Source organism: Paenibacillus alkalitolerans, assembly GCF_016482785.1.
GTDB lineage: Bacteria > Bacillota > Bacilli > Paenibacillales > YIM-B00363 > Paenibacillus_AE > Paenibacillus_AE alkalitolerans.
Window position 1 is genome coordinate 12,220 of sequence record NZ_JAEMXM010000008.1, and the last position, 20,823, is coordinate 33,042.

Genomic DNA, 20,823 nt, shown 5'->3' on the forward strand with positions numbered 1-20,823 from the left:
ATTCCATAGTTACAAAATTATCGTTGCGGGGTAATTGCCGTGCAAAAAAGGCTTCGTTTACGGAAAAGAGAAGATTTTTCGAGGGTGTTTAAGCATGGGAGAGCTGCTGCCAATCACCAGCTAGTCGTTTACTACAAGCCTTCATCCGATGCGGCTTCGTTTCGGTTGGGAATATCGGTCAGCAAAAAAATCGGCAATGCCGTGGTGCGAAATATGATGAGGCGCCGCTTGAAAGAGATCGTTCGCCATATGGAGGAACGTATCGCCAAACGTGTGGATATCGTCCTCATTGTGCGCAAACCGGCCGTGGAACTGCAGCATCCTGAATTGAAGCGGAGCGTTCAGCACGTATTCAAACGCGCGGGATTGTTAACCGGCGCTTTCCGGCAAGATCGTTAGTTTTCATTGACTTGAAAGATATGGTATAGTTGAATTTAGGTTTTATATGGAGTCTGGGAGGGTATTCGTTTTGTCTCTGTCTCGTTCTTGGAAGTGGGCTGCGCTTGCTCCATTCGTTTTCCTCGCGGGTTGCGGTTCCACAGAATACACCATTGATCGCTCGGGTTTTTGGAATCGATATATCGTAGGACCGCTTTCCGATTCATTGGATTGGTTGGCGGGAGCGCTGTTCAATCAGTACGGCTTGGCGATATTGGCAATTACGGTTATTGTCCGGCTTGCCATACTTCCGCTTACATTGAAACAGTACAAGTCGTCCAAGCAAATGCAGGCATTGCAGCCTGAATTAAAGAAGCTGCGTGAAAAACACAGCACCGATCCCAAGAAGCAGCAGGAAGAGACAATGAAGCTGTTTCAACAGCACGGCGTCAATCCTTTGGCCGGTTGTTTTCCTCTTCTTATTCAAATGCCGGTGCTTATTGCGCTGTATAACTCGATCTTAGGGAACCCTCATATTCGGGAACACAACTTTTTGTGGATGCAGCTTGGAGAGGTGGATCCGCTCTATGTACTTCCGGTCTTGGCCGCTCTTACAACATTCATTCAACAGAAGATGATGCAAGCTCAGATGCCGAGCAACATGCAGAGTTTATTGTTTATTTTCCCGATTTTGATTTTGGTCATGTCGCTGCAATTTCCGGCGGCGCTTGTATTGTACTGGGTGTACAGCAACTTGTTTACGATCGTTCAATCGTACTTTATTTATAAACCTCAATTGAAAGGTGTACCTGCGAAATGACAAAGCGGGTTTTTACGGGCAAATCCGTCGAAGAGGCCGTAAGAAGAGGCCTCGATCAATTGGGCGTGACGCAGGATCGCGTGAAAATTACGGTCCTTGAACAACCAAAGAAGGCGCTGCTCGGTTTGATCGGAGGCAAGGATGCCGAGGTGGAATTGGAAATTATCGAAATTCCGATTGTTGATGCCGCCGATCCGGTTGAACAAACGATTGACTATCTGGCCGATCTGCTTCGGGCTATGGGAGTGGACGCGCAAATATCGCATCGCACGGACGATGAGGGTCACGCCGTGTTGGAAGTATCCGGCAAGGAATTAGGAATTATTATCGGCCGCCGAGGCCAAACGTTGGATGCGCTTCAACTGCTGCTTAACGCACATGCCAACCGATACTCGGAAGATCATATCAGAATCATTCTGGATGCGGAACAATTCCGTGAACGCCGCAAGAAAACGTTGGAAGATTTATCGTTGCGCCTTGCAAATCAGGTCGTTCGAACGAGGAAAGAAGTGGTGCTTGAGCCGATGACGGCGCAGGAGAGGCGAATAATCCACTTCCAATTACAGAACCATCCCAAAGTTCAAACTTACAGTAAAGGCGAAGAACCGAACCGGCGTATCGTCATTACTTTAAAACAATAAGCTTGCGGCAATGACACTCTTACCAGAAGGTCATTGCTTTTTCTTTAGTCTTTGTTTCTGTTTTCCACTCCAATGTCCTTGCGTTATTTTGAATAAAAAAGGTAAAGGATATAAGAAAAACTTTTATCGATGTACATTCAAGGATGAGCGACCGCGATTTAGAGGAAGTTTTTCTTGGTAAAAAAAGTACTCGTCGATTTATTGCATTTATGAACTTGTACTTTCTTTATCATTAACGCAAGAACAATAAGTCGTTGAAAACAGAAACAAAGACATTTTGGTTATTGAGTGGGTGAATGTTTAATGACGGAGGATACCATTGCCGCGATTGCCACACCGCTTGGGGAAAGCAGCATAGCCGTTATCCGGGTTAGCGGTCCGGAATCGGTACGGGTGGTCGAATCGGTGTTTCGTTCGAAGACGAAATTATCGAAGGCGGCTTCACATACGGTACATTACGGACATATTTATCATCGGGAATCGGGCGAACATATAGAGGAAGCGTTAGTTACCGTAATGAAAGCGCCGAGAACATACACCGCCGAAGACGTAGTAGAAGTAAGCTGCCATGGAGGTATTGTCTCCGTAAAGAAAGTGCTGGATGTACTTCTTGAGAACGGAGCGCGTCTTGCTGAACCCGGCGAATTTACGAAGCGCGCCTTCTTAAACGGAAGAATCGACTTGTCGCAAGCGGAAGCGGTGATTGACCTCATTCGCTCGAAATCGGACCGCGCTTTTGCCGTTGCAATGAAGCAAGTGGACGGTGTGCTGTCCCGCAAAGTGAGGTCGTTGCGACAAATTTTGGTCGAAACGATGGCTCATATCGAAGTAAATATCGATTACCCGGAGCATGACGTAGAGGAATTGACGAGTGCGTTCATCCGGGAAAAATGCGAAAGCGCCCTTGAGTCGATCAATGATATGCTGGAGACGGCTGAGAGAGGGAAACTGTTGAGGGAGGGCATCGAAACGGCGATCATCGGCAAACCGAATGTCGGCAAATCTTCGTTGTTGAATGCCTTGGCTCAAGAAAATCGGGCGATTGTTACGGAAATACCCGGCACGACGCGCGACGTGATTGAGGAATATGTGACCATAGGCGGAATACCCTTAAAATTGCTGGATACGGCCGGGATTAGGGAGACAACGGACGTTGTAGAGCGAATGGGCGTCGAACGTTCCCGCACCGCACTGGCTTCGGCCGATCTCATTTTATTCGTAGTCAATGGAAACGAGCCTTTGTCGGAAGATGAAGTCGAACTGATGAATTCGCTAAAGGATAGACAGACAGTCGTTGTCGTGAATAAAATGGATTTACCGCTTCATGTACAACTTCAGGATATAATGCAGCAATTTCCGGCCGAACGTGTCGTTCGCATATCCGCACGCGAGGGAGAGGGAATCGAACGATTGGAGAAATCGATTACGTCATTATTTTTCAGCGGGTCATTGGAGGCCGGAGATATCACATATATAAGCAACGCAAGGCACATTCATTTGTTAAAGAAAGCGAAGCATTCTTTGGAAGAAGCGCTGCAGGGCGTCGAAGGGAAAGTCCCGATCGATATGATTCAATTCGATGTCCGAAACGCGTGGGAGCAACTGGGCGAAATTATCGGCGATGCCGTTGGCGATTCGTTGATCGATCAAATTTTTTCGCAGTTCTGTTTGGGCAAATGAGTTAGATGGAGGCAACCGTGAGGTTGCTGCGTAGCGATTATAACGAGCAAGGAGGGTTTTCAATGAGTTATTTGGCCGGAGAATATGATGTAATTGTAATCGGTGCGGGCCATGCGGGCTGTGAAGCGGCGTTGGCTTCGGCGCGTATGGGCTGCAACACGCTTTTGCTGACTATTAATTTGGATATGGTTGCGTTTATGCCTTGCAATCCTTCCATCGGCGGTCCCGCCAAAGGACATGTTGTCAGAGAGATTGATGCGTTAGGCGGGGAAATGGGTCGAAATATCGATAAAACTTTTATACAAATGAGAATGTTGAACACGGGCAAAGGCCCTGCCGTTCATGCGTTAAGAGCGCAAGCGGATAAGTTTTTGTACCAACAAACGATGAAAGAAACACTTGAGCGCACTCCGAATTTGACGCTTTCCCAAGGGATGGTGGAGGAGCTCATCGTCGAGGACGGTGTTTGCCGCGGATGCGTAACGAAGACCGGCGCGCAATTTTTGTCGAAAGCCGTCGTGTTGACTACCGGAACGTACTTGCGCGGTAAAGTTATCGTAGGCGAGCTCATGTACGAAAGCGGACCGAACAATCAACAGCCTTCCCTCAAATTGTCGGAAAGCCTTCGCGCAGTTGGATTGCAATTGGTTCGTTTTAAAACCGGGACACCTCCACGCGTTCATAAAGATACGATTGATTTCAACAAGATGGAAATCCAACCGGGCGACGATAAGCCGCAATTTTTTTCGTTTGAGACGACAGAAGGTCCTTCCGGCGAACAATTGCCATGCTGGTTGACGTACACCTCCGCGGAAACACATGAAGTGATTAATTCCAATCTGCATCGCGCTCCTATGTTTTCCGGCGCAATTGAAGGAACAGGGCCGCGGTATTGCCCTTCTATTGAAGATAAAATCGTGCGTTTCGCGGATAAACCGAAGCACCAGCTGTTTCTTGAACCTGAAGGCAGATTTACTTCCGAGTATTATGTTCAGGGGCTTTCCACAAGCATGCCTGAGGAAGTTCAGCTCAGGATTCTTCGCTCGATTCCAGGGCTTGAGAATGTGCAGATGATGAGAACCGGGTACGCCATTGAATATGATGCGGTCGTACCGACGCAGCTATGGCCTTCTTTGGAAACGAAAATTGTTCCTGGCTTGTTTACTGCGGGTCAAATTAACGGCACTTCAGGTTATGAAGAAGCTGCCGGCCAAGGAATAATGGCAGGAATTAATGCCGCCCGCAAGGTACAGGGCAAAGAACCCGTTGTCTTAGATCGTTCGCAAGCTTATATCGGCGTTCTGATTGACGATCTGGTTACGAAGGGAACGAATGAACCTTACCGTTTGTTAACCTCCCGCGCGGAATACCGGCTGTTACTTCGTCATGACAATGCCGATTTGCGTCTGACGGGGATCGGCCATGACATTGGTCTTATTCCGGAAGATCGATATCAACGGTTTCTTCATAAGAAATCGATGATCGAGCAAGAAGTGTCCCGACTGCATAAAACCAAGCTTCGTCCCGAGGAGCATGTTCAGTCGATACTGGCGGAAGCCGGTTCTGTGTTGCTGAACAATTCCGTAGACGCAGCCTCGATCTTGCGGCGTCCCGAGATTACGTATCAGCATATTGAAAGAATGCTTCCTTCACCGTTCGATCTGGATGAAGAAATGAAGGAGCAGGTCGAAATTCAGATTAAATACATCGGCTATATTGAAAAACAGCTTCAGCAAGTTGAACGATTGAAGAAGATGGAGAAAAAACGCATTCCGGAACAATTGAACTACAACGATGTGCACGGCTTAGCTTCGGAAGCGAAACAAAAGCTGTCTTCCATTCGTCCTATTTCCATAGGTCAGGCTTCCCGGATTTCAGGTGTAACTCCTGCCGACATTTCCATATTGTTGGTATATTTGGAGCAGTTCAATAAAAAAACGGTTGCTGAAGCGAACGCAAGGTAGGATGCAAAGAAATGGATGAAATTCAAAGAAATTTTAGCGGCTTGTTGAATAAGCGGGGGGTAACTGTTTCGGAACGGCAGCTCGAACAATTTGAATTATATTTCCGTGAGCTGACGGAATGGAACGAGCGGATGAATTTAACGGCAATAACGGATCGGGAACAGGTATATGTGAAACATTTTTTCGATTCCGCTTCTCTTTTCTTCTTCATCCCTGCAACTGATCTTTCTACGATAGCAGATGTCGGTTCCGGTGCCGGATTTCCAAGCATCCCTTTAAAAATTTTGTTTCCTAACCTTTCCGTAACCATTATTGACTCACTTCAGAAGCGAATTGGCTTTTTAACGTCCTTAACGAACACGCTCGGCTTGGACGGAGTTCGATGTATCCATGGCAGGGCGGAAGATGTCGGGCGCGATCCTCAATATCGCGATAAATACGATATAGTCACGGCTCGAGCTGTTGCCAGGTTAAATGTTTTGTCTGAATTTTGCATTCCCCTTGTAAGACCGGGCGGGTTGTTTGCGGCAATGAAGGGCGCCGATCCACAGGAGGAAATGGATGAGGCGCGGTATGCAATTCATGAATTAGGCGGGGAATTCAGAAACATCATTTCTTTTGAGCTTCCGGAAGACGGCTCGAAGCGGCATATCATACTAATTGACAAGCGGAAAAACACACCGAAGAAATATCCGAGAAAAGCGGGTGTGCCGTTAAAGTCACCTCTTGTCGAAGTATAATAAGTTTTCGATTCAGTATGAAATATGTTCCACGTGGAACAGAAATTCTTTCAGTATGTTCGGCAGGAAATTGAATTTTGTTATCGAATACGTTTATGATAAGTTTTATCGATGTATATTCGTAGAAGCCAATACGTCCTTTAGGGGAAGTAATTCTTTAAATGTCAGTAAAATCGTTTCATTCTCAAAACACGTCTGACGTTTTAAGTAAAGCTTTTATCGGAGCAGATGCATAGTGGCAAGACGACAATTAGAGGAAGTTTCTCTTGAAACATCAGGAAGCCATACCCGGCTAATAACTTGTCATTTCTGGTGTTAATAAAGAAGCTTGTACGTCCTTTAGAGGAAGCTACTCTTGAAATGTCAGTATGGCTGTTTATACTCAAACCGGTCTGACATTATAAGTAAATACCAGTGTACTCGTCTCCGCAGCATACTTCCTGGCGGAGGCTTGTTTTCCTCATGGGCCGTACTCGGTTCCTCTTGATCGTCCGAATCGGTACTTCCATTCGATACCGATCACTACTGAAAGCAGGGTGTAAGGTTCAACATGATGAAAGATCAATTCAATCGATTTTTCGGGATTGCGGAGAAGCAGTCCAACGAAGAAGTAAAGCATGTACCCGTTAATGAAATTGTCCCAAGCCCTTATCAACCAAGAAGCGTATTCGACGATGACCGGATTGAAGAACTGTGCCAAACGATAAAGACTCATGGCGTGATCCAACCGATTGTGTGTCGCTTGAGGGATGGAAAGTTCGAACTTATTGCGGGAGAGCGTCGATGGCGGGCGGTGAAGAAGCTCGGATGGGAAACGATTCCGGCCATTATTCGTGAATTTAATGAATCTCAAGCGGCTTCCATTTCCCTTATTGAAAACTTGCAGCGTGAAGGGCTCACTTCGATTGAAGAAGCGATAGCGTATCAGAAGTTAATTGAGATACATCAATTAACGCAAGAAAGCTTGGCGCAACGATTAGGGAAAAGTCAGTCGACCATTGCAAACAAAATACGGCTGCTTCACTTATGCGAACCGGTAAAAACTGCTTTGTTGGAACGCAAAATTACGGAACGGCACGCAAGAGCGATGCTCGCATTGCCCAGTGAAGAGCTGCAGCTCAAGATTTTACAGGAAGTCGAAAGCAAAGAGTTGAATGTTAAACAGACTGAAACAAGAATTGCATTCATTCTTGAATCTATCAATCAAGCCAAGGAGAAGAAACCGAAACGGTATTCATTCTCTAAAGATGTTCGTCTTGCGGTCAATACGATTCGGCAATCGGTTGATATGGTAGTCGGATCGGGAATGCCGATTGTTACGGACGAGCATGATTATGAAGACCGGTACGAAATCGTCATTAAAATCCCGAAACGATAAATGCGGCATTATGATACGGCGGCGAAAAGCCGCTTTTTTTCTCACCTTTACCGCATCGGTTCATTCTGATGTACTTTGTAATTTCTTTAATATTTGCTAGTTGATTGATTTTTATGTTTGAGGTGAATTCGTTGTCTAAAATCATTGCAATAACGAATCAGAAGGGCGGTGTCGGGAAGACGACAACGTCCGTAAACTTAGGGGCGTCGTTAGCCTCGCTGGGGAAAAGAGTGCTGTTGGTTGATATCGATCCTCAAGGTAATTCAACAAGCGGGATCGGCATCAATAAGGCCGATGTTGTCTATTGTATTTACGATGTCATTATTAACGACATTCATCCGAAAGATGCGATTGTAGATACGAATGTCTCGAATTTGAAGATGATCCCCGCTACCATCCAATTGGCCGGTGCGGAAATTGAGCTTGTGCCGACGATATCCCGTGAGGTTCGCTTAAAGAAGTCGTTGCAGCTGGTACGTCACATGTTTGATTACATTTTAATCGACTGTCCTCCTTCTCTTGGAATATTAACCGTCAATTCTCTAACGGCCGCGGATTCCGTTATCATACCGATTCAATGCGAATATTATGCGCTGGAAGGATTAAGTCAGCTTTTAAATACAATTCGTCTTGTGCAGAAACATTTGAACACATCATTGCAGATCGAAGGCGTGTTATTGACGATGCTTGATGCAAGAACGAATTTAGGCATTCAAGTTATTGAAGAGGTGAAAAAATATTTCCAACATAAAGTGTATCAAACGATTATCCCCCGCAATGTTCGTTTAAGTGAAGCGCCTAGCCATGGTCAATCAATCATCACGTACGACCCGAAATCGAAGGGTGCAGAAGTTTATATGGAGCTTGCGAAGGAAGTGGTTTCGGTTGAATAAACGATTGGGGAAGGGTTTGGATGCGCTGATTCCGGCTCTTCATATTAAAGAAGACGATAAAGTTGTAGAGATTCCCCTTACTCAACTTCGGGCAAATCCGTATCAGCCGAGAAAGCATTTTGATGATGAAAGCATATCCGAGTTGGCTTCATCGATTAAAGAGCACGGAGTAATTCAACCGATAATTGTCCGTTCGGTGTTGAAGGGATACGAAATTATTGCCGGAGAGCGACGATGGAGAGCGAGCCAGAGAAGCGGACTAGCGACAATTCCAGCCGTCGTTCGTAATTTCACAGACCAGCAAGTCATGGAGATTGCATTAATCGAAAACTTGCAGCGTGAAGATTTGAATGCAATGGAAGTTGCGCTTGCTTATCAGAATTTGATCGATACGTTCTCTTTAACGCAAGAGGAGCTTTCGGCTAAGGTGGGTAAATCCAGATCCCATATTGCAAACTTTTTACGCTTGCTGCAGTTGCCTCCTAAAGTGAAAGAATATGTTTCACGTGGAACATTATCAATGGGACACGCGAGAGCAATCGCAGGCATGAAGGACGAAAAAGTAATTTTCCAGCTGGCGGAACAGACGATTGCGGAAGAGTGGAGCGTCCGCCAGCTGGAGGAAGAAATTCGAAAAAGAGATGAAGAAAAGCAAAAAAAGGACGTTACTGCTAAGAAGGCAAAAAGAGATCCATATATTCACGCTTTAGAAGAAAATTTGCGTGAAATGTTAAAAACAACGGTAAAGATTAAGACAAATAAAAATAAAGGAAAGATTGAAATATTATATTATTCCTCGGAAGATTTACAAAGGCTGCTCGATATCATGCAAGGTAAACATACAGGGTAAAATAGAAGCATACCAGACGCCTGAAATGGCAGACGGTATGCTGTTTTCTTTACGTAGAATTAGGAAATGAGCGGCAAAGTATTGCGTTTACAAGGAGGACAAGGCGTGAAAACAATGTTTCGATATAACTGGACGGTAAGAGAACAATGGTATGAATGGTGTGAAAGTATGATCTCGCAAGAAAAACTTCCTTATAAAGACGTACCTGCTTCCTCGAATGTACATCGGTTGAAGTTTTTCTTTAGAGATCAGAGGGTGAAACATCGAAGGAGCAACATCCTGATCTCGCAAGAAAAACTTCCTTATAAAGACGTACCTGCTTCCTCGAATGTACATCGGTTGAAGTTTTTCTTTAGAGATCAGAGGGTGAAACATCGAAGGAGCAACATCCTGATCTCGCAAGAAAAACTTCCTTATAAAGACGTACCTGCTTCCTCGAATGTACATCGGTTGAAGTTTTTCTTTAGAGATCAGAGGGTGAAACATCGAAGGAGCAACATCCTGATCTCGCAAGAAAAACTTCCTTATAAAGACGTACCTGCTTCCTCGAATGTACATCGGTTGAAGTTTTTCTTATAATAACATCATTGAATGTATAACGATAAGAACATGAGATGCATTACCGGCAAACGGAAAGGAGAGAGCAGCATGGACGGCAGGTTGATTTATCTGGATAATGCGGCGTCCACATGGCCGAAGCCGGTAGGAGTTGCGGAAGCGGTAAGCAGAACGATAACGGAATGCGGCGCCAACCCAGGCCGGGGAAGTCACGCAATGGCCGTAGAAGCGAGCCGGATATTGTTTCAAACGAGGAAGAAGCTGGCGAAATTGTTCGGCGTGAAAAATCCGAACGATATCGCGTTTTCCTTAAATACAACCGCTGCGCTAAATTTGGCGATTCAAGGTTATTTGAAGCAAGGCGATCATGTCGTTTGCACCGCTATCGAGCATAACTCGGTGAGAAGACCGTTGGAATATCTTAAACGAGTGAAGGGCATTGGAATCACATATGTAAAAACTTCGGTAAAGGGGCAATTAGAGCCGGCGCATGTTGCGCAAGCGATAAATTCCAAGACAAAGCTTGTGATTGTAAATCATAGTTCGAATTTACTGGGAAGCATCGTGCCCTTGGCGGAGATTGCCGAAATTGTAAAAGCACACGGGGTGAAGATGCTTGTTGACGCCGCGCAATCGGCGGGAGTACTGGATTTGGATGTCAACTCGTTACAGATTGATATGTTGGCGTTTCCGGGACATAAAGGATTGTACGGACCGCAAGGGACCGGAGGTTTATATATATCGCCGGAATTAGACTTGGATCCGATGGTGGTCGGAGGGACAGGCAGTCAGTCGGAAGCGGTCGAACAACCGACAGTGAGACCCGACCGTTACGAATCCGGGACACAAAATACTCCGGGGATTGCAGGACTCGGCGCAGGTGTGGATTTTGTTCTGCATGAGACCCCCGGAAAGATCCATAATAACGAATGGGAGCTAACGCAACGCTTAATGGAGGGCTTGCATTCAATTACGGGAATAACGGTACTGGGTCCTGATTTGGGCGAAGATCGCACAGGCACCGTCGCCTTTACATTGGATGAAGCGGACTCCTCGGAAGTGGCATTCATTCTGGATCAACATTTTCGGATTGCGGTTCGGTCCGGTTTTCATTGTACGCCGCTGGCGCATGAAACGGCAGGCACGATGAAGTCGGGAGCGGTTAGGGCGAGCGTCGGCGTCTTTACATCTAGTGACGACATAGACGAATTGCTTGGCGCAATAAATCAAATTGCAAAATCGTACAGAACCTAAAAAAGTAAATTAAAACTTGCTAAAATACAGATAAATAATAGGGGGCAGCTTCGTGGGAGAGGTACGGGTGTTTGAGCTTCCTTTAGAGGCATGGGTTTCGGGTTTCGTTCTCATTACATTGCTTATGCTCATTTTGTATATTATTGCGTTGGTAAAAATCGGGAGGCTTCGCAGAAGGCTGAACGCATTTTTGAACGGCTCCAATGTTACCGGATTGGAAGCGGTCATTGGGAACTTGCACGCTAAGACGGACAAACTCGAGAGTTTCAGCCGCAATACAGAAATCGCGATAAAAGAAATTCAAAAAAAGACAGCCGCGATGAAAGGCAATGTGGCTGTCATTCGTTATAACGCTTTCGCCGAGCGAGGCAGCGATTTAAGTTTTTCGGTGGCCATTATTGATGACGATTCGAACGGCGTGGTAATCAGTTCCATCCACAGCAGAGATGAAAGCTTCGTTTACGGAAAACCGGTAAACAACGGAAGTTCATCATATACGTTGACGCCGGAAGAGAAAGACGCAATACAGCTAGCGATACAAAAGAAAAACTAAGAAGAAAACGTTAATCGCTGTTCAGCCGCAATTCTTATGGAGTCGGAAATCACATCAGCCATATTCATGACCAAACTTAAACGGGTGTTTTGCAGTACGAAATACTCCATGAATCCGCCGACATTGACGATTCCGGTCACGTGATAATCGCCGACGGGAGGAAGTTCCTTGTTTACGCCGGCACCCGGTTTAACGGGTCCTTCAGCCGCCTGAATGCATCCCACACTGGACAATTGTCCGAGGCAAGCATCGATTGCGACAATAAAAGGGTTTCGGTACATTGCGGATATTGAGTTTAAACGATCGGTCATATTCATTGCATGAACAGGTTCGTCCAAAGTGCCGTATACCGGTATCCGCGATGATTTTGCCAATTTGGAACCGACCAATGGTCCTAAAGCGTCGCCGGTCGACCGGTCGGTACCTACGCACACAATAACCAAGGCGCGATCGGCCGGTACAGACGAGAACACTTTGCCGAGAAGCTCGCTCAGCTGATGAACCGCTTCGGGCTCTGTATGGGATAATTTGAACGGTGCAGGGGCCGCAGTCGGCTTCTTAGATGGCAAAGAGAAGGATCCGATAGAAAAGTTCATAGATTACCCGCCTGTCATTTTACAAGATAAGTAATAACAGTATACGGAAGACGTGGTTTTTTTATACGCGGGGAAGATGAAAATCATAGAATTTACGATAGAAAACCAAACGCGGGGAGGAAAAGCATTGCCATCCGATTTGTTGATCGCTTTCGATTCGACACAGCAGGCGCTGCGCGCCGAAATGCTGCTGGAATATGCCGATATCGATATCGATATTCGTCCGACTCCTAAAGAAATTACAGCCGGTTGCGCCCTCTCCATCGGATTCGGCGGCAATGATTTGGGGAACGTGAAGCAAATCATTGAGGCGGAGAAGGTGGAGATACGCGGGATTTATTTAAAAAAGGACGGACGGTATGTTACCATTGACGAATAAGGGGGATTCCGCATATGTTCAACACAATATTGAAAACGGACAAGGCGGCGAGTTTTGCCGAATTGTATAATATAACCATCGAGACATTAAGCAATCCGGCTTTCTGGTTGGGCATCTTCTGGATTATTGTCAAAGTTATCGCGTACTTTATTGCGGGCCGGATCGTAATCCGAGTTGTCGGACGGGCCATTCACCATATGATGATTGAACGGAAGAAGGAAGGACCGGTGCGCATCGACACGCGCCGCTCGCAAACCATTGGAAGGCTCGTTAACAATATCGTTTCCTACACGGTAAATTTTATTGTTTTGCTGCTTATTTTGGCGGAGCTCGGAGTCGATTTGGCGCCTCTGCTCGCGGGAGCAGGCGTGCTTGGATTAGCTATCGGGTTCGGGGCGCAAAGCTTGGTGAAGGATGTAATTACCGGATTCTTCATCATCTTTGAAGACCAGTTTGCTGTAGGAGATGTGATCAGGACCGGCAATTTTCAAGGCACCGTAGAAGAAATCGGACTGAGGGTGACACGAATTAAAAGCTGGACCGGCGAAGTACATATTATCCCGAATGGAGCGATCACTGAGGTTACAAATTTCTCCACCAACAACTCGGTCGGTGTAGTGGATGTATCGATCGCTTATGAGACCGATATCGACCGGGCGATCGAGGTAATTAAAGAAACGGCGCAACGTGTATATGAGGAATCCGAAAACATTGTAAAGGACCCTGAAGTACTTGGCGTACAAGCGCTCGGAGCATCCGAAGTAGTGATACGGGTGACAGCGGAGTGCAGACCGAATACACATTATGGCGTGGGACGCATTTTAAACGCGGAAATCAAAAAAGCGTTGGATGCGGCGGGCATTGAAATTCCGTATCCAAGACTTGTTACGCTGCAAAGAACGGAGAAGACGGGACAATGACGCAACCGAAAGAATTCGGCCTTGGAGATATCGTAATGATGAAAAAACCGCATCCGTGCGGAACGAACGAGATGGAAATCATCCGGATGGGCATGGACATCCGGATCAAATGCCGCGGCTGCCAGCACAGCGTATTGATTCCACGTTCGAAGTTTGAGAAAAGCATGAAGAAAGTGCTTGTCGCAGCGCCGAAAAAAGAAGAATAATCGCCATCCCTCGGGAATGTTTTCCGGGGGATTGCATAGGCGCATCGGCTGTGGTATCATACTGCTTGTCGTCATTATTGAGATGTGGAAAGGTACCCAAGAGGCCCAAGGGGGTTGACTCGAAATCAACTAGGCGTCGCGAGGCGTGCGTGGGTTCGAATCCCACCCTTTCCGCCATAATTTATAAATAATGAAATTACATAAGAAAGGGTGGGTGAGAGCCTGAGAAGTGGGTTCGCCGGAGCATGCGCTTCGAGAGGATTCGCTTCGCAGCCTCCGACGGCCGTACGTGTACGGCTGGAGGAGTACCCCACCCTTTCCGCCATACATACGCATCCCCGCTGTTATGCGGTTTATTAACGATATGTGGTTCGTTAGCTGACCCGAATTAGCACGAAATAATGCGCTAGCTAATCCGCACGAATCTAACTGATTACGAGCGCCTCCTACGGATTATTAACGTGGGAGGTTTTCTTTTTTGCAAAGAATTGGACAAACAGGCTCACATTATAACGGGCTATCAGAGGTCAAAGCAGACGGGAATATCGCTCGTCTTCATAAAGGCGAAGGCGGAAATATTACGGAAAAATTGCGGCTTAGATTCGTTTATTTCGCCGAAGTCGTTTAGCGGATTTTTCGGTACGATCACCAACGGTATCCAAGAGGCGAAATCCTTTCTTGGTGCTAACTTCCGCTTAGGAAACGTGCCTTACGGTCATCCCGAGACTGTCCGAGGGAGATTCTGACGGCGTTCTCCGTGAGTATACGGTCGAGAACGAGTTGAAGGTCGGTGAGCGCGTTATCGTTTCGTCGATGAGTAACGACCAGACATACGTAATACTCGGACGGATGCATATTTATCGGTAACAATTCGAAGGGAGTCATCGCTTAACCGGCGGCGCTCCTCCGAATTTGAAAGGCCTTCCTTAGAGTGGAAGACCTGTTGTATCCGATTATTTTTTCTTGTTGGTTGAACCCGGCACTGCGGAATCGTGATTGTTTCCAGGTTTCGATTTTCCGCTCCGAACAGGATCGCGAGCCATGTAGTATCTATCCCCCTTCTTTAGTTTTCACCGCACACAAACGACGGCTGATGTAAAAAGTATGTCCGGAAAATTGATACGAAATGCGGGAGTCGCTTTTCTTACTTCGCAGCCTCCGGAAGCGGACCCAATTATCCACATGAATACCGAGCTGGTGGATATAGCACCCTACGTGTAACGGGGGGTGAGAAGTGTGGCCAATAAACCGAAATTCAAGAAGAACAAAGGGAATTATTACGCGCACGACACCGAATATGCGGAGGAGATACTGAATCTGAACCAACGTCATAATCCGTACCCGATCCAAAAAGAATTGAATATAAAAGACCGTTAACCGATTTCTCCTCGAGCGAATAGGATGAACTATCTATCGCCAATTCTTATTCGCTGCAAATGGAGGAGTGCAGGATGGAAAGAACGGGGCCGTTGGCGAACGCAAAATTTGCTTTGTTGAAGGACTTGTTGATGTACGGGATTGGAGTTTGGGCCGGATGGTTTTCACATATCTGGTACTGACGGAGAGGAAGCTTATGGAGAAAGCATAGGCCGGACGCGTGGGAGCGTTCGGACCTATGCTTTTTTTCCGTGCTGAAGTTACCGCGGGTGGTTTTTACGAGTGAGCTGCCAACGCCGGTCAGGGTTTTGCGTATCCGGAAGCTTCTGGCCTTTCTTCATCACGACTCGCTGGGGTCCCTCGATCCCCATATGAAAGTCGTCCACTCCAACCTCCATGTATCTTCCGTCGTTAGGCGCTTTATCGCCCGGGCGTAATTCCGTACGTTCTCCCATCTGCTGTCACCTCCTTTTTTTAGGATAACCGTTGTCTGTTCTAACGATGATTTCCGAAATGTGCCACAATGTGAATACATAAAGTTTACTTGTCACGATGGTCCGAATTTGGTATATTAGTGCTTAGTGCGAGTTTTTAAACCTCTCACTCCTTGCTCCGCTAAGAGCGGGGCCACAGTCCAAAAGGAGGTGAATTCGATGCGCAAGTATGAAGTGATGTACATTGTCCGTACCGATATAGAGGATCAAGCGATCCAAGCGGTAATCGAGAAATTCCAGGGCATCATCAACAACGGCGGCGAAATCACGAAGCATAACGTGATGGGTAAGCGTCGTCTTGCGTACGAGATCAACAAGTACCGCGACGGTGTGTACGTGCTGGTGAACTTTACAGCAGCGCCGGATGTCGTCAAGGAACTTGACCGGGTGATGCGGATTTCCGATGAAATCATCCGTTTCATGATCGTACAAGACGTAGCGTAACGCCGTACCGGCGAATTTCTGCTCGTGCAGGAGGGGATAACGTTGCTGAATCGCGTCATTTTGATCGGTCGATTAACGAAGGATCCTGAGCTTCGCTATACACCGTCCGGGGTTGCGGTAACGCAATTCACGCTGGCGGTGGACCGCGGCTTTTCGAACCAACAAGGGGAGAGAGAGGCGGATTTCATTCCGGTGGTCACGTGGAGGCAGTTGGCCGAAACGGTGGCGAATTATTTGCGGAAGGGACGTCTTGCGGCGGTGGAAGGCAGGATACAAGTCCGCACTTACGACAATAACGAGGGCAAGCGTGTCTACGTTACGGAAGTAGTGGCGGATAACGTGCGCTTTCTCGAACCGGCCAACCGGGACCGGGATGACGGAATGCGTGAACCTGCCGGAGGCGGCGCCCAAGGCGGAGGCCGTACAGGCGGCGGACAGCGCAACAACAACAGCAACTATGATCCGTTCGTTGACGACGGTAAGCCGGTCGATATTTCGGATGATGATTTGCCGTTCTAATCATCTGCAATTTACAGGCGTAGAAGCCTAGGTCAATAAGCAATTAAGCAATTAAACACGAAAGGAGTGGACAAGATGGCAGAACAACAAAACGAACGTCCAGAGCGCACCGATCGCCCGGAGCGCGGGGACCGTCCGGAGCGCAAGTTCGGGGGCCGCGGCAAGCGCGGCGGCAAACGCCGTAAAGTTTGCTATTTCAAAGTGAACAAAATTACGCACATCGATTATAAAGATATCGAATTGCTGAAGAAGTTCATCAGCGAGCGCGGGAAAATTCTTCCGCGCCGTGTTACGGGTACTTCCGCGAAGTATCAGCGCGCATTGACAGTCGCGATCAAGCGTTCGCGCCAAATGGCGTTGCTTCCTTACACTACGGAGTAATCACACGTACGAAAACCGGTTCCGGATGGAATCGGTTTTTTTTATGTTAAAATAGAGCCAAGGGGTCGATGTGCAATGAACCATCCTTTGGTTAAGGATTTATTGAGCTTATACATAGACGACGCAGTGGGTGAGGAGTCCAAACGGCTGATCGAGGCGCATGTCGCGGAATGTCCGGAGTGCCGGGCTTTGTTGGATCAGCTACGGTTTGAGCAGCAAACCGGATACGACTTTCCGGATGCAGAGCCGGAGGTCGAACCGGAGACCGGGACGCCTCCTTTCATCAGGCGTCTTAAGCGGTTGATCTTGCGGGCGGCGATCGTATGCGTAATTGCCGCCGTTGCGGTATTGGCCGTCGGTTGGTGGGGCGGACGGGAAGCGTCGGAGCACGAGAAACGGCTGGAGGACCAAGAACTGATCCGGATGGACAGCGATTTGTTGTTCCTCTCTCCGCCGCAAGAGCAGATGTTCCGGGAATCCGGCGTTCGCCTGGAGTTTCTTGAGAAACAATTCGCGCACGAACAAAGCCACATCCGCTACCGGTATACATGGGACGATCCGGATATCGATTATGTTAGAGAAGATATTTATTGGCCCAATCATCTGGTGGTCATGGATCTGACTCATAATAAAGTATTGGAACGGTTAAATAACACCAGCTCCACAGGGTACCACCAGGACGAAGAAATTTGGGAGCTTGAGGGAATCGAGCATGATACGAAGGAAGTCGGGGTCCAGCTTCCGAGCGTAGCCGTGTTTTATAAACCGGAGCCGTTCCGTAAGGATCTGAATCAACAAGGCGAAACCGAGATTAATCAAACGATTAGAATCCATAACATAGAATTCCTGATCGAAAAAGCGGAGGTAAGCCGGGATTACATTACAATCCATTACAGGCAGTTGGAGGATATCAAAAAGGTCGGATTGTATGTGCTCACCTTCCAAATAGCGGACCGTGAAGGTAACCAATGGAGCAAAGAACCTCTTATCGATTTTCAGACAGGGAAAAAGCGCAAAGCGACAATTCCGCGATACAAGGGGATGAAGGATCCCTTTCAGCTTCAAGTGGAGCATGGCGTGCTGATTATACCGGGCTTGCATTATAAATATTCGGTTTCTCAATCGTAAACCTCTCGGCCGGCTTTCGGCCGATTTTTTTTTCATTCGAAGTGTAACTTTTCGGGCGTTTCAGTTACTACATTGGCGGAGGGAGAAAGGGGGGAACGCTCTTGTCTCTTTTCGATTGGTTTGGAAAAAAGAATGAAGCCGGCTTCAGCACGCTGGAGGAGGAACTGACGAGATTTTACCGGATGCACAGGAATATAGTCTATGCGTATTTTTTCCGAGTCACGGGAGATCGGGAAGAGAGCGAAGAGCTGACCCAAGAGACGTTCTACCAGGCGGTGAAATCGATCCACAGGTTTAAGGGCAGGTCTTCCATGAAGACCTGGCTTCTTCAGATCGCCCGTAATATGTACCGCAATAAGGTTCGATCATGGGTGAAGGAGCGGAAATACCGGGACTTCGGCGAGATGGGGGAGTACGGTGATGAAACGTATAACCCACAGCGGATTGTAATGCAGCAAAATTCACGGCAAGAAGTGGTGCGTGCGTTTCAGCAATTGCCTATGGACTATCGCGAGGTTCTGGTGCTGAAGGAAATTGAAGGGCTTGCCCACGCCGACATAGCGCAAATACTCGGAAAAACGCCGCAAACGACAAAGGTACTCCTGCACCGGGCGAAACAGAAGCTGAGGGAACATTATCAAAGCGAGGTGCTTGAGAAGTGAGAGGCCAATGCGAAATCATTCAGGATCTGCTGCCTCTTTATGTCGACGGAATGGTCAAGAAGGAAACCGCCGTCTTCATCGACCGGCATTTGAGATGGTGCGCGAAGTGCGGAAAAGTGCGAACCGAGCTGATCCGAAACAAAAACTGGGAACCCGCATGCGCGAAAGCGCCGGAAGACAGACCGCACGTTCCTTCGGAGGAGGAGGAAAAATTCATCTTGTATATTCGAAGGTGGAAACGAAGGATGGGGCTGGCGTTTATCGGCATAATTTCGCTCGGGTTCGCGGTCATGCGGTTATTGGAGTAAAGACAGAAGGGAGAAACCGGACTCAAGATGTTTATTTTGCAATTGATTATTATACTGGCTGCGGCGAAGCTCGCGGGGCATATCAGCGCCCGGCTTGGGCAGCCTACGGTGCTGGGACAGCTTCTTGCAGGCATACTGATCGGTCCCGCTGTGTTCGGTTGGGTGGAAAACAGCGATATCCTGAAAGAGTTAAGCACGATCGGAGTCATTCTTCTTATGTTTATCGCCGGGCTGGAGACGGACGTAAGAGAATTTAAACGGAACGCCAAGGCCGCAAGCTATGTCGGATTCGGCGGCGTCATCATCCCCTTCGCAGGGGGTTACGCTTCGGGAGTGTGGCTGGGATTGGGCACCTTCGAGTCGATGTTCTTCGGCCTGGTTTTGACTGCAACAAGCGTAAGCATAACCGTGCAGGTACTGCGTGAGATGGGGAAGCTGAAGTCGAAGGAGGGCGTGGCGATTCTTGGCGCTGCGGTTTTGGACGACATATTGGTCATTGTCATGCTCGCGTTCTTGATGAGCTTCATGGGAAGCGACGTTAACGTAGGTTTAGTTCTATTAAAGAAGTTTGTCTTTTTTGCCGCGGCTATTGTGCTGGTATGGAAAGTGTTGCCATGGGTCATGAATCGGCTGGCCCAGTTCAAGATTCCTCAGGCTCCGTTGGGGGCGGCCCTCCTGCTGTGCCTTGTCTTAGCGTATTTTGCGGAGTTAACCGGCGTAGCCGCCATAATCGGAGCTTATTTGGCCGGAATCGCGGTAGGATTGACCTCTTACGGTCATTCCGTCATGGAAAAGACGGAATCTGTCGGCTACGCCTTATTCGTCCCGGTATTTTTCATAAGCATCGGGTTTCACGCCCGGTTTGACGGGGTGGGCGAATATGTCTGGCTGCTGGTGCCTCTTTGCCTGCTGGCAGTATTGACGAAGCTCGTCGGCAGCGGTCTCGGCGCCCGGTTGGCAGGCTATGACTGGAGGAGCTCCATTGCGGTCGGTTCGGGGATGGTATCCCGCGGAGAGGTGGCCGTAATATTGGCTGCGCTCGGTTTGGAAAGCGGGCTGCTGGATCCCCCTCTCTTCACCGTGCTCATTATTTTGATTTTAGCTACGACAATCGCAGCGCCGCCGTTGCTGAAGCTGACCTTTTCCGGAAAGAAAACGGAAACCGCGGCGGTGAACAAAGACGGGGTGCCCATGAATCTGTAAAAGCTGATGAACCGCCGGAGGACATGCCGGCGGTTCTTTCTTTGGAAGCTATAGCTTCGGGCGGCGCTGTACCCTGCAGCGCGCCATGTTACGAAAAGAACGTAAATTTATGGTATAATGCAAGGATAAACGGTGTTGCCGTCAACATTGCGCATTCCGACGTCAGACATGGGGAGTTAGGACGATGCGGAACGATAAAGAGATGGATGTGGCCAAAAAAGCAAAAGTTATCGATTGGTTGAAAACGGAAATGTTGGATCAGATCGCCCATCTGTTTCGCGGACTTTGGGAAGGAAAACAAGAAAAAATTGCGGACAGTCTCGCCAGCCTCGTTGTGTCTTGTTATGTGCTTGCGCGCCGTATCGGGTTGTCATACAGAGATTTGGACCAAGCGATAGCCGATAAGATTCGGGCGCATGCGGAGGAAGAGCACCAACTGGAACAATGGTATGGAGATATGTCCGCGTTGGAACGTCATATGGATGGAAGGTGAACCG

The 20,823-nt window shown here is 47.8% G+C and carries 27 protein-coding genes and 1 tRNA gene; 26 read left to right on the forward strand and 2 right to left on the reverse strand.

The window, feature by feature from the left end:
* Positions 1 to 39: 39 nt before the first annotated feature.
* From rnpA to JET16_RS14305, 12 genes are all read left to right on the forward strand, one after another.
* Positions 40 to 399 carry a ribonuclease P protein component gene (gene rnpA, locus JET16_RS14250; protein WP_199616894.1) on the forward strand — a complete coding sequence of 120 codons (360 nt, stop codon included), beginning with the start codon at positions 40 to 42 and terminating at the stop codon, positions 397 to 399.
* A gap of 46 nt (positions 400 to 445) precedes the next feature.
* On the forward strand, positions 446 to 1,198 hold the full coding sequence (gene yidC / locus JET16_RS14255) for a membrane protein insertase YidC (RefSeq protein WP_199616896.1): 753 nt from the start codon (positions 446 to 448) through the stop codon (positions 1,196 to 1,198).
* Complete coding sequence (gene jag / locus JET16_RS14260; protein WP_199616898.1) at positions 1,195 to 1,839, forward strand: RNA-binding cell elongation regulator Jag/EloR; 645 nt, start codon at positions 1,195 to 1,197, stop codon at positions 1,837 to 1,839. The genes yidC and jag overlap by 4 nt, the downstream gene beginning before the upstream one ends.
* A gap of 303 nt (positions 1,840 to 2,142) precedes the next feature.
* The gene (gene mnmE / locus JET16_RS14265) at positions 2,143 to 3,519 is read left to right on the forward strand and encodes a tRNA uridine-5-carboxymethylaminomethyl(34) synthesis GTPase MnmE (RefSeq protein WP_199616900.1); all 1,377 of its coding nucleotides are present in this window, start codon (positions 2,143 to 2,145) and stop codon (positions 3,517 to 3,519) included.
* Between the two features lie 62 nt (positions 3,520 to 3,581).
* Positions 3,582 to 5,483 carry a tRNA uridine-5-carboxymethylaminomethyl(34) synthesis enzyme MnmG gene (mnmG, locus tag JET16_RS14270; protein WP_199616902.1) on the forward strand — a complete coding sequence of 634 codons (1,902 nt, stop codon included), beginning with the start codon at positions 3,582 to 3,584 and terminating at the stop codon, positions 5,481 to 5,483.
* 11 nt (positions 5,484 to 5,494) lie between these two features.
* Positions 5,495 to 6,223, forward strand: coding sequence for a 16S rRNA (guanine(527)-N(7))-methyltransferase RsmG (rsmG, locus tag JET16_RS14275; protein WP_199616903.1), 729 nt, complete (start codon positions 5,495 to 5,497; stop codon positions 6,221 to 6,223).
* Between the two features lie 553 nt (positions 6,224 to 6,776).
* Entirely contained in the window at positions 6,777 to 7,601 is an 825-nt protein-coding gene (noc, locus tag JET16_RS14280) for a nucleoid occlusion protein (protein WP_199617211.1), read from the forward strand.
* A gap of 131 nt (positions 7,602 to 7,732) precedes the next feature.
* A complete protein-coding gene (locus JET16_RS14285; RefSeq protein ID WP_199616904.1) occupies positions 7,733 to 8,494 on the forward strand; it encodes a ParA family protein in 762 nt (253 codons plus the stop codon).
* Positions 8,487 to 9,344 (forward strand): ParB/RepB/Spo0J family partition protein, encoded by an 858-nt coding sequence (locus JET16_RS14290; protein WP_199616905.1) that lies wholly within the window; start codon positions 8,487 to 8,489, stop codon positions 9,342 to 9,344. Before JET16_RS14285 ends, JET16_RS14290 begins: the two co-directional genes overlap by 8 nt.
* Positions 9,345 to 9,449: 105 nt before the next feature.
* On the forward strand, positions 9,450 to 9,923 hold the full coding sequence (locus JET16_RS14295; RefSeq protein WP_199616906.1) for a hypothetical protein: 474 nt from the start codon (positions 9,450 to 9,452) through the stop codon (positions 9,921 to 9,923).
* Between the two features lie 69 nt (positions 9,924 to 9,992).
* Entirely contained in the window at positions 9,993 to 11,156 is a 1,164-nt protein-coding gene (locus JET16_RS14300; protein ID WP_199616907.1) for an aminotransferase class V-fold PLP-dependent enzyme, read from the forward strand.
* A 52-nt stretch (positions 11,157 to 11,208) separates the two neighbouring features.
* Positions 11,209 to 11,709, forward strand: coding sequence for a DUF4446 family protein (locus tag JET16_RS14305; RefSeq protein ID WP_199616909.1), 501 nt, complete (start codon positions 11,209 to 11,211; stop codon positions 11,707 to 11,709).
* Here the strand turns inward: JET16_RS14305 and yyaC are convergent.
* Positions 11,706 to 12,305, reverse strand: a complete 600-nt coding sequence (yyaC, locus tag JET16_RS14310) for a spore protease YyaC (RefSeq protein ID WP_199616911.1) — start codon at positions 12,303 to 12,305, stop codon at positions 11,706 to 11,708. The two genes, JET16_RS14305 and yyaC, sit on opposite strands and share 4 nt — an antisense overlap.
* 127 nt (positions 12,306 to 12,432) lie before the next feature.
* Here yyaC and JET16_RS14315 point away from each other — a divergent pair, with 127 nt between their 5' ends.
* The 6 genes from JET16_RS14315 (at position 12,433) to JET16_RS14340 (ending at position 15,187) form a co-directional block, all read left to right on the forward strand.
* Positions 12,433 to 12,684, forward strand: coding sequence for a DUF3343 domain-containing protein (locus JET16_RS14315; RefSeq protein WP_233531601.1), 252 nt, complete (start codon positions 12,433 to 12,435; stop codon positions 12,682 to 12,684).
* A gap of 14 nt (positions 12,685 to 12,698) precedes the next feature.
* Positions 12,699 to 13,604 (forward strand): mechanosensitive ion channel family protein, encoded by a 906-nt coding sequence (locus JET16_RS14320; RefSeq protein WP_199616913.1) that lies wholly within the window; start codon positions 12,699 to 12,701, stop codon positions 13,602 to 13,604.
* Positions 13,601 to 13,810: a DUF951 domain-containing protein gene (locus JET16_RS14325; protein WP_199616914.1), complete on the forward strand. Its 210-nt coding sequence runs from the start codon at positions 13,601 to 13,603 to the stop codon at positions 13,808 to 13,810. Before JET16_RS14320 ends, JET16_RS14325 begins: the two co-directional genes overlap by 4 nt.
* A gap of 86 nt (positions 13,811 to 13,896) precedes the next feature.
* Positions 13,897 to 13,987, forward strand: a tRNA-Ser gene (locus JET16_RS14330).
* Positions 13,988 to 14,590: 603 nt separating this feature from the next.
* Positions 14,591 to 14,677: a hypothetical protein gene (locus JET16_RS31130; protein WP_407673153.1), complete on the forward strand. Its 87-nt coding sequence runs from the start codon at positions 14,591 to 14,593 to the stop codon at positions 14,675 to 14,677.
* A gap of 369 nt (positions 14,678 to 15,046) precedes the next feature.
* Entirely contained in the window at positions 15,047 to 15,187 is a 141-nt protein-coding gene (locus JET16_RS14340; RefSeq protein WP_199616915.1) for a hypothetical protein, read from the forward strand.
* A gap of 260 nt (positions 15,188 to 15,447) precedes the next feature.
* On the opposite strand, the gene JET16_RS14345 is transcribed toward JET16_RS14340, so the two are convergent.
* Positions 15,448 to 15,642 carry a YjzC family protein gene (locus JET16_RS14345; RefSeq protein WP_199616916.1) on the reverse strand — a complete coding sequence of 65 codons (195 nt, stop codon included), beginning with the start codon at positions 15,640 to 15,642 and terminating at the stop codon, positions 15,448 to 15,450.
* Between the two features lie 198 nt (positions 15,643 to 15,840).
* Between JET16_RS14345 and rpsF the strand changes: the two genes are divergently transcribed.
* The 8 genes from rpsF (at position 15,841) to JET16_RS14385 (ending at position 20,819) form a co-directional block, all read left to right on the forward strand.
* Positions 15,841 to 16,125, forward strand: a complete 285-nt coding sequence (gene rpsF, locus JET16_RS14350) for a 30S ribosomal protein S6 (protein WP_199616918.1) — start codon at positions 15,841 to 15,843, stop codon at positions 16,123 to 16,125.
* Between the two features lie 42 nt (positions 16,126 to 16,167).
* Complete coding sequence (gene ssb, locus JET16_RS14355) at positions 16,168 to 16,644, forward strand: single-stranded DNA-binding protein (protein WP_199616920.1); 477 nt, start codon at positions 16,168 to 16,170, stop codon at positions 16,642 to 16,644.
* A gap of 75 nt (positions 16,645 to 16,719) precedes the next feature.
* A complete protein-coding gene (rpsR, locus tag JET16_RS14360) occupies positions 16,720 to 17,025 on the forward strand; it encodes a 30S ribosomal protein S18 (RefSeq protein ID WP_199616922.1) in 306 nt (101 codons plus the stop codon).
* A gap of 75 nt (positions 17,026 to 17,100) precedes the next feature.
* Positions 17,101 to 18,153, forward strand: coding sequence for an anti-sigma factor family protein (locus tag JET16_RS14365; RefSeq protein WP_199616923.1), 1,053 nt, complete (start codon positions 17,101 to 17,103; stop codon positions 18,151 to 18,153).
* Between the two features lie 101 nt (positions 18,154 to 18,254).
* On the forward strand, positions 18,255 to 18,815 hold the full coding sequence (locus tag JET16_RS14370; protein WP_199616925.1) for an RNA polymerase sigma factor: 561 nt from the start codon (positions 18,255 to 18,257) through the stop codon (positions 18,813 to 18,815).
* A complete protein-coding gene (locus JET16_RS14375; RefSeq protein ID WP_199616927.1) occupies positions 18,812 to 19,123 on the forward strand; it encodes a zf-HC2 domain-containing protein in 312 nt (103 codons plus the stop codon). Before JET16_RS14370 ends, JET16_RS14375 begins: the two co-directional genes overlap by 4 nt.
* A gap of 27 nt (positions 19,124 to 19,150) precedes the next feature.
* Entirely contained in the window at positions 19,151 to 20,326 is a 1,176-nt protein-coding gene (locus tag JET16_RS14380) for a cation:proton antiporter (protein ID WP_199616929.1), read from the forward strand.
* A 184-nt stretch (positions 20,327 to 20,510) separates the two neighbouring features.
* Entirely contained in the window at positions 20,511 to 20,819 is a 309-nt protein-coding gene (locus tag JET16_RS14385) for a MazG-like family protein (RefSeq protein ID WP_199616931.1), read from the forward strand.
* The last annotated feature ends 4 nt before the right edge of the window (positions 20,820 to 20,823 follow it).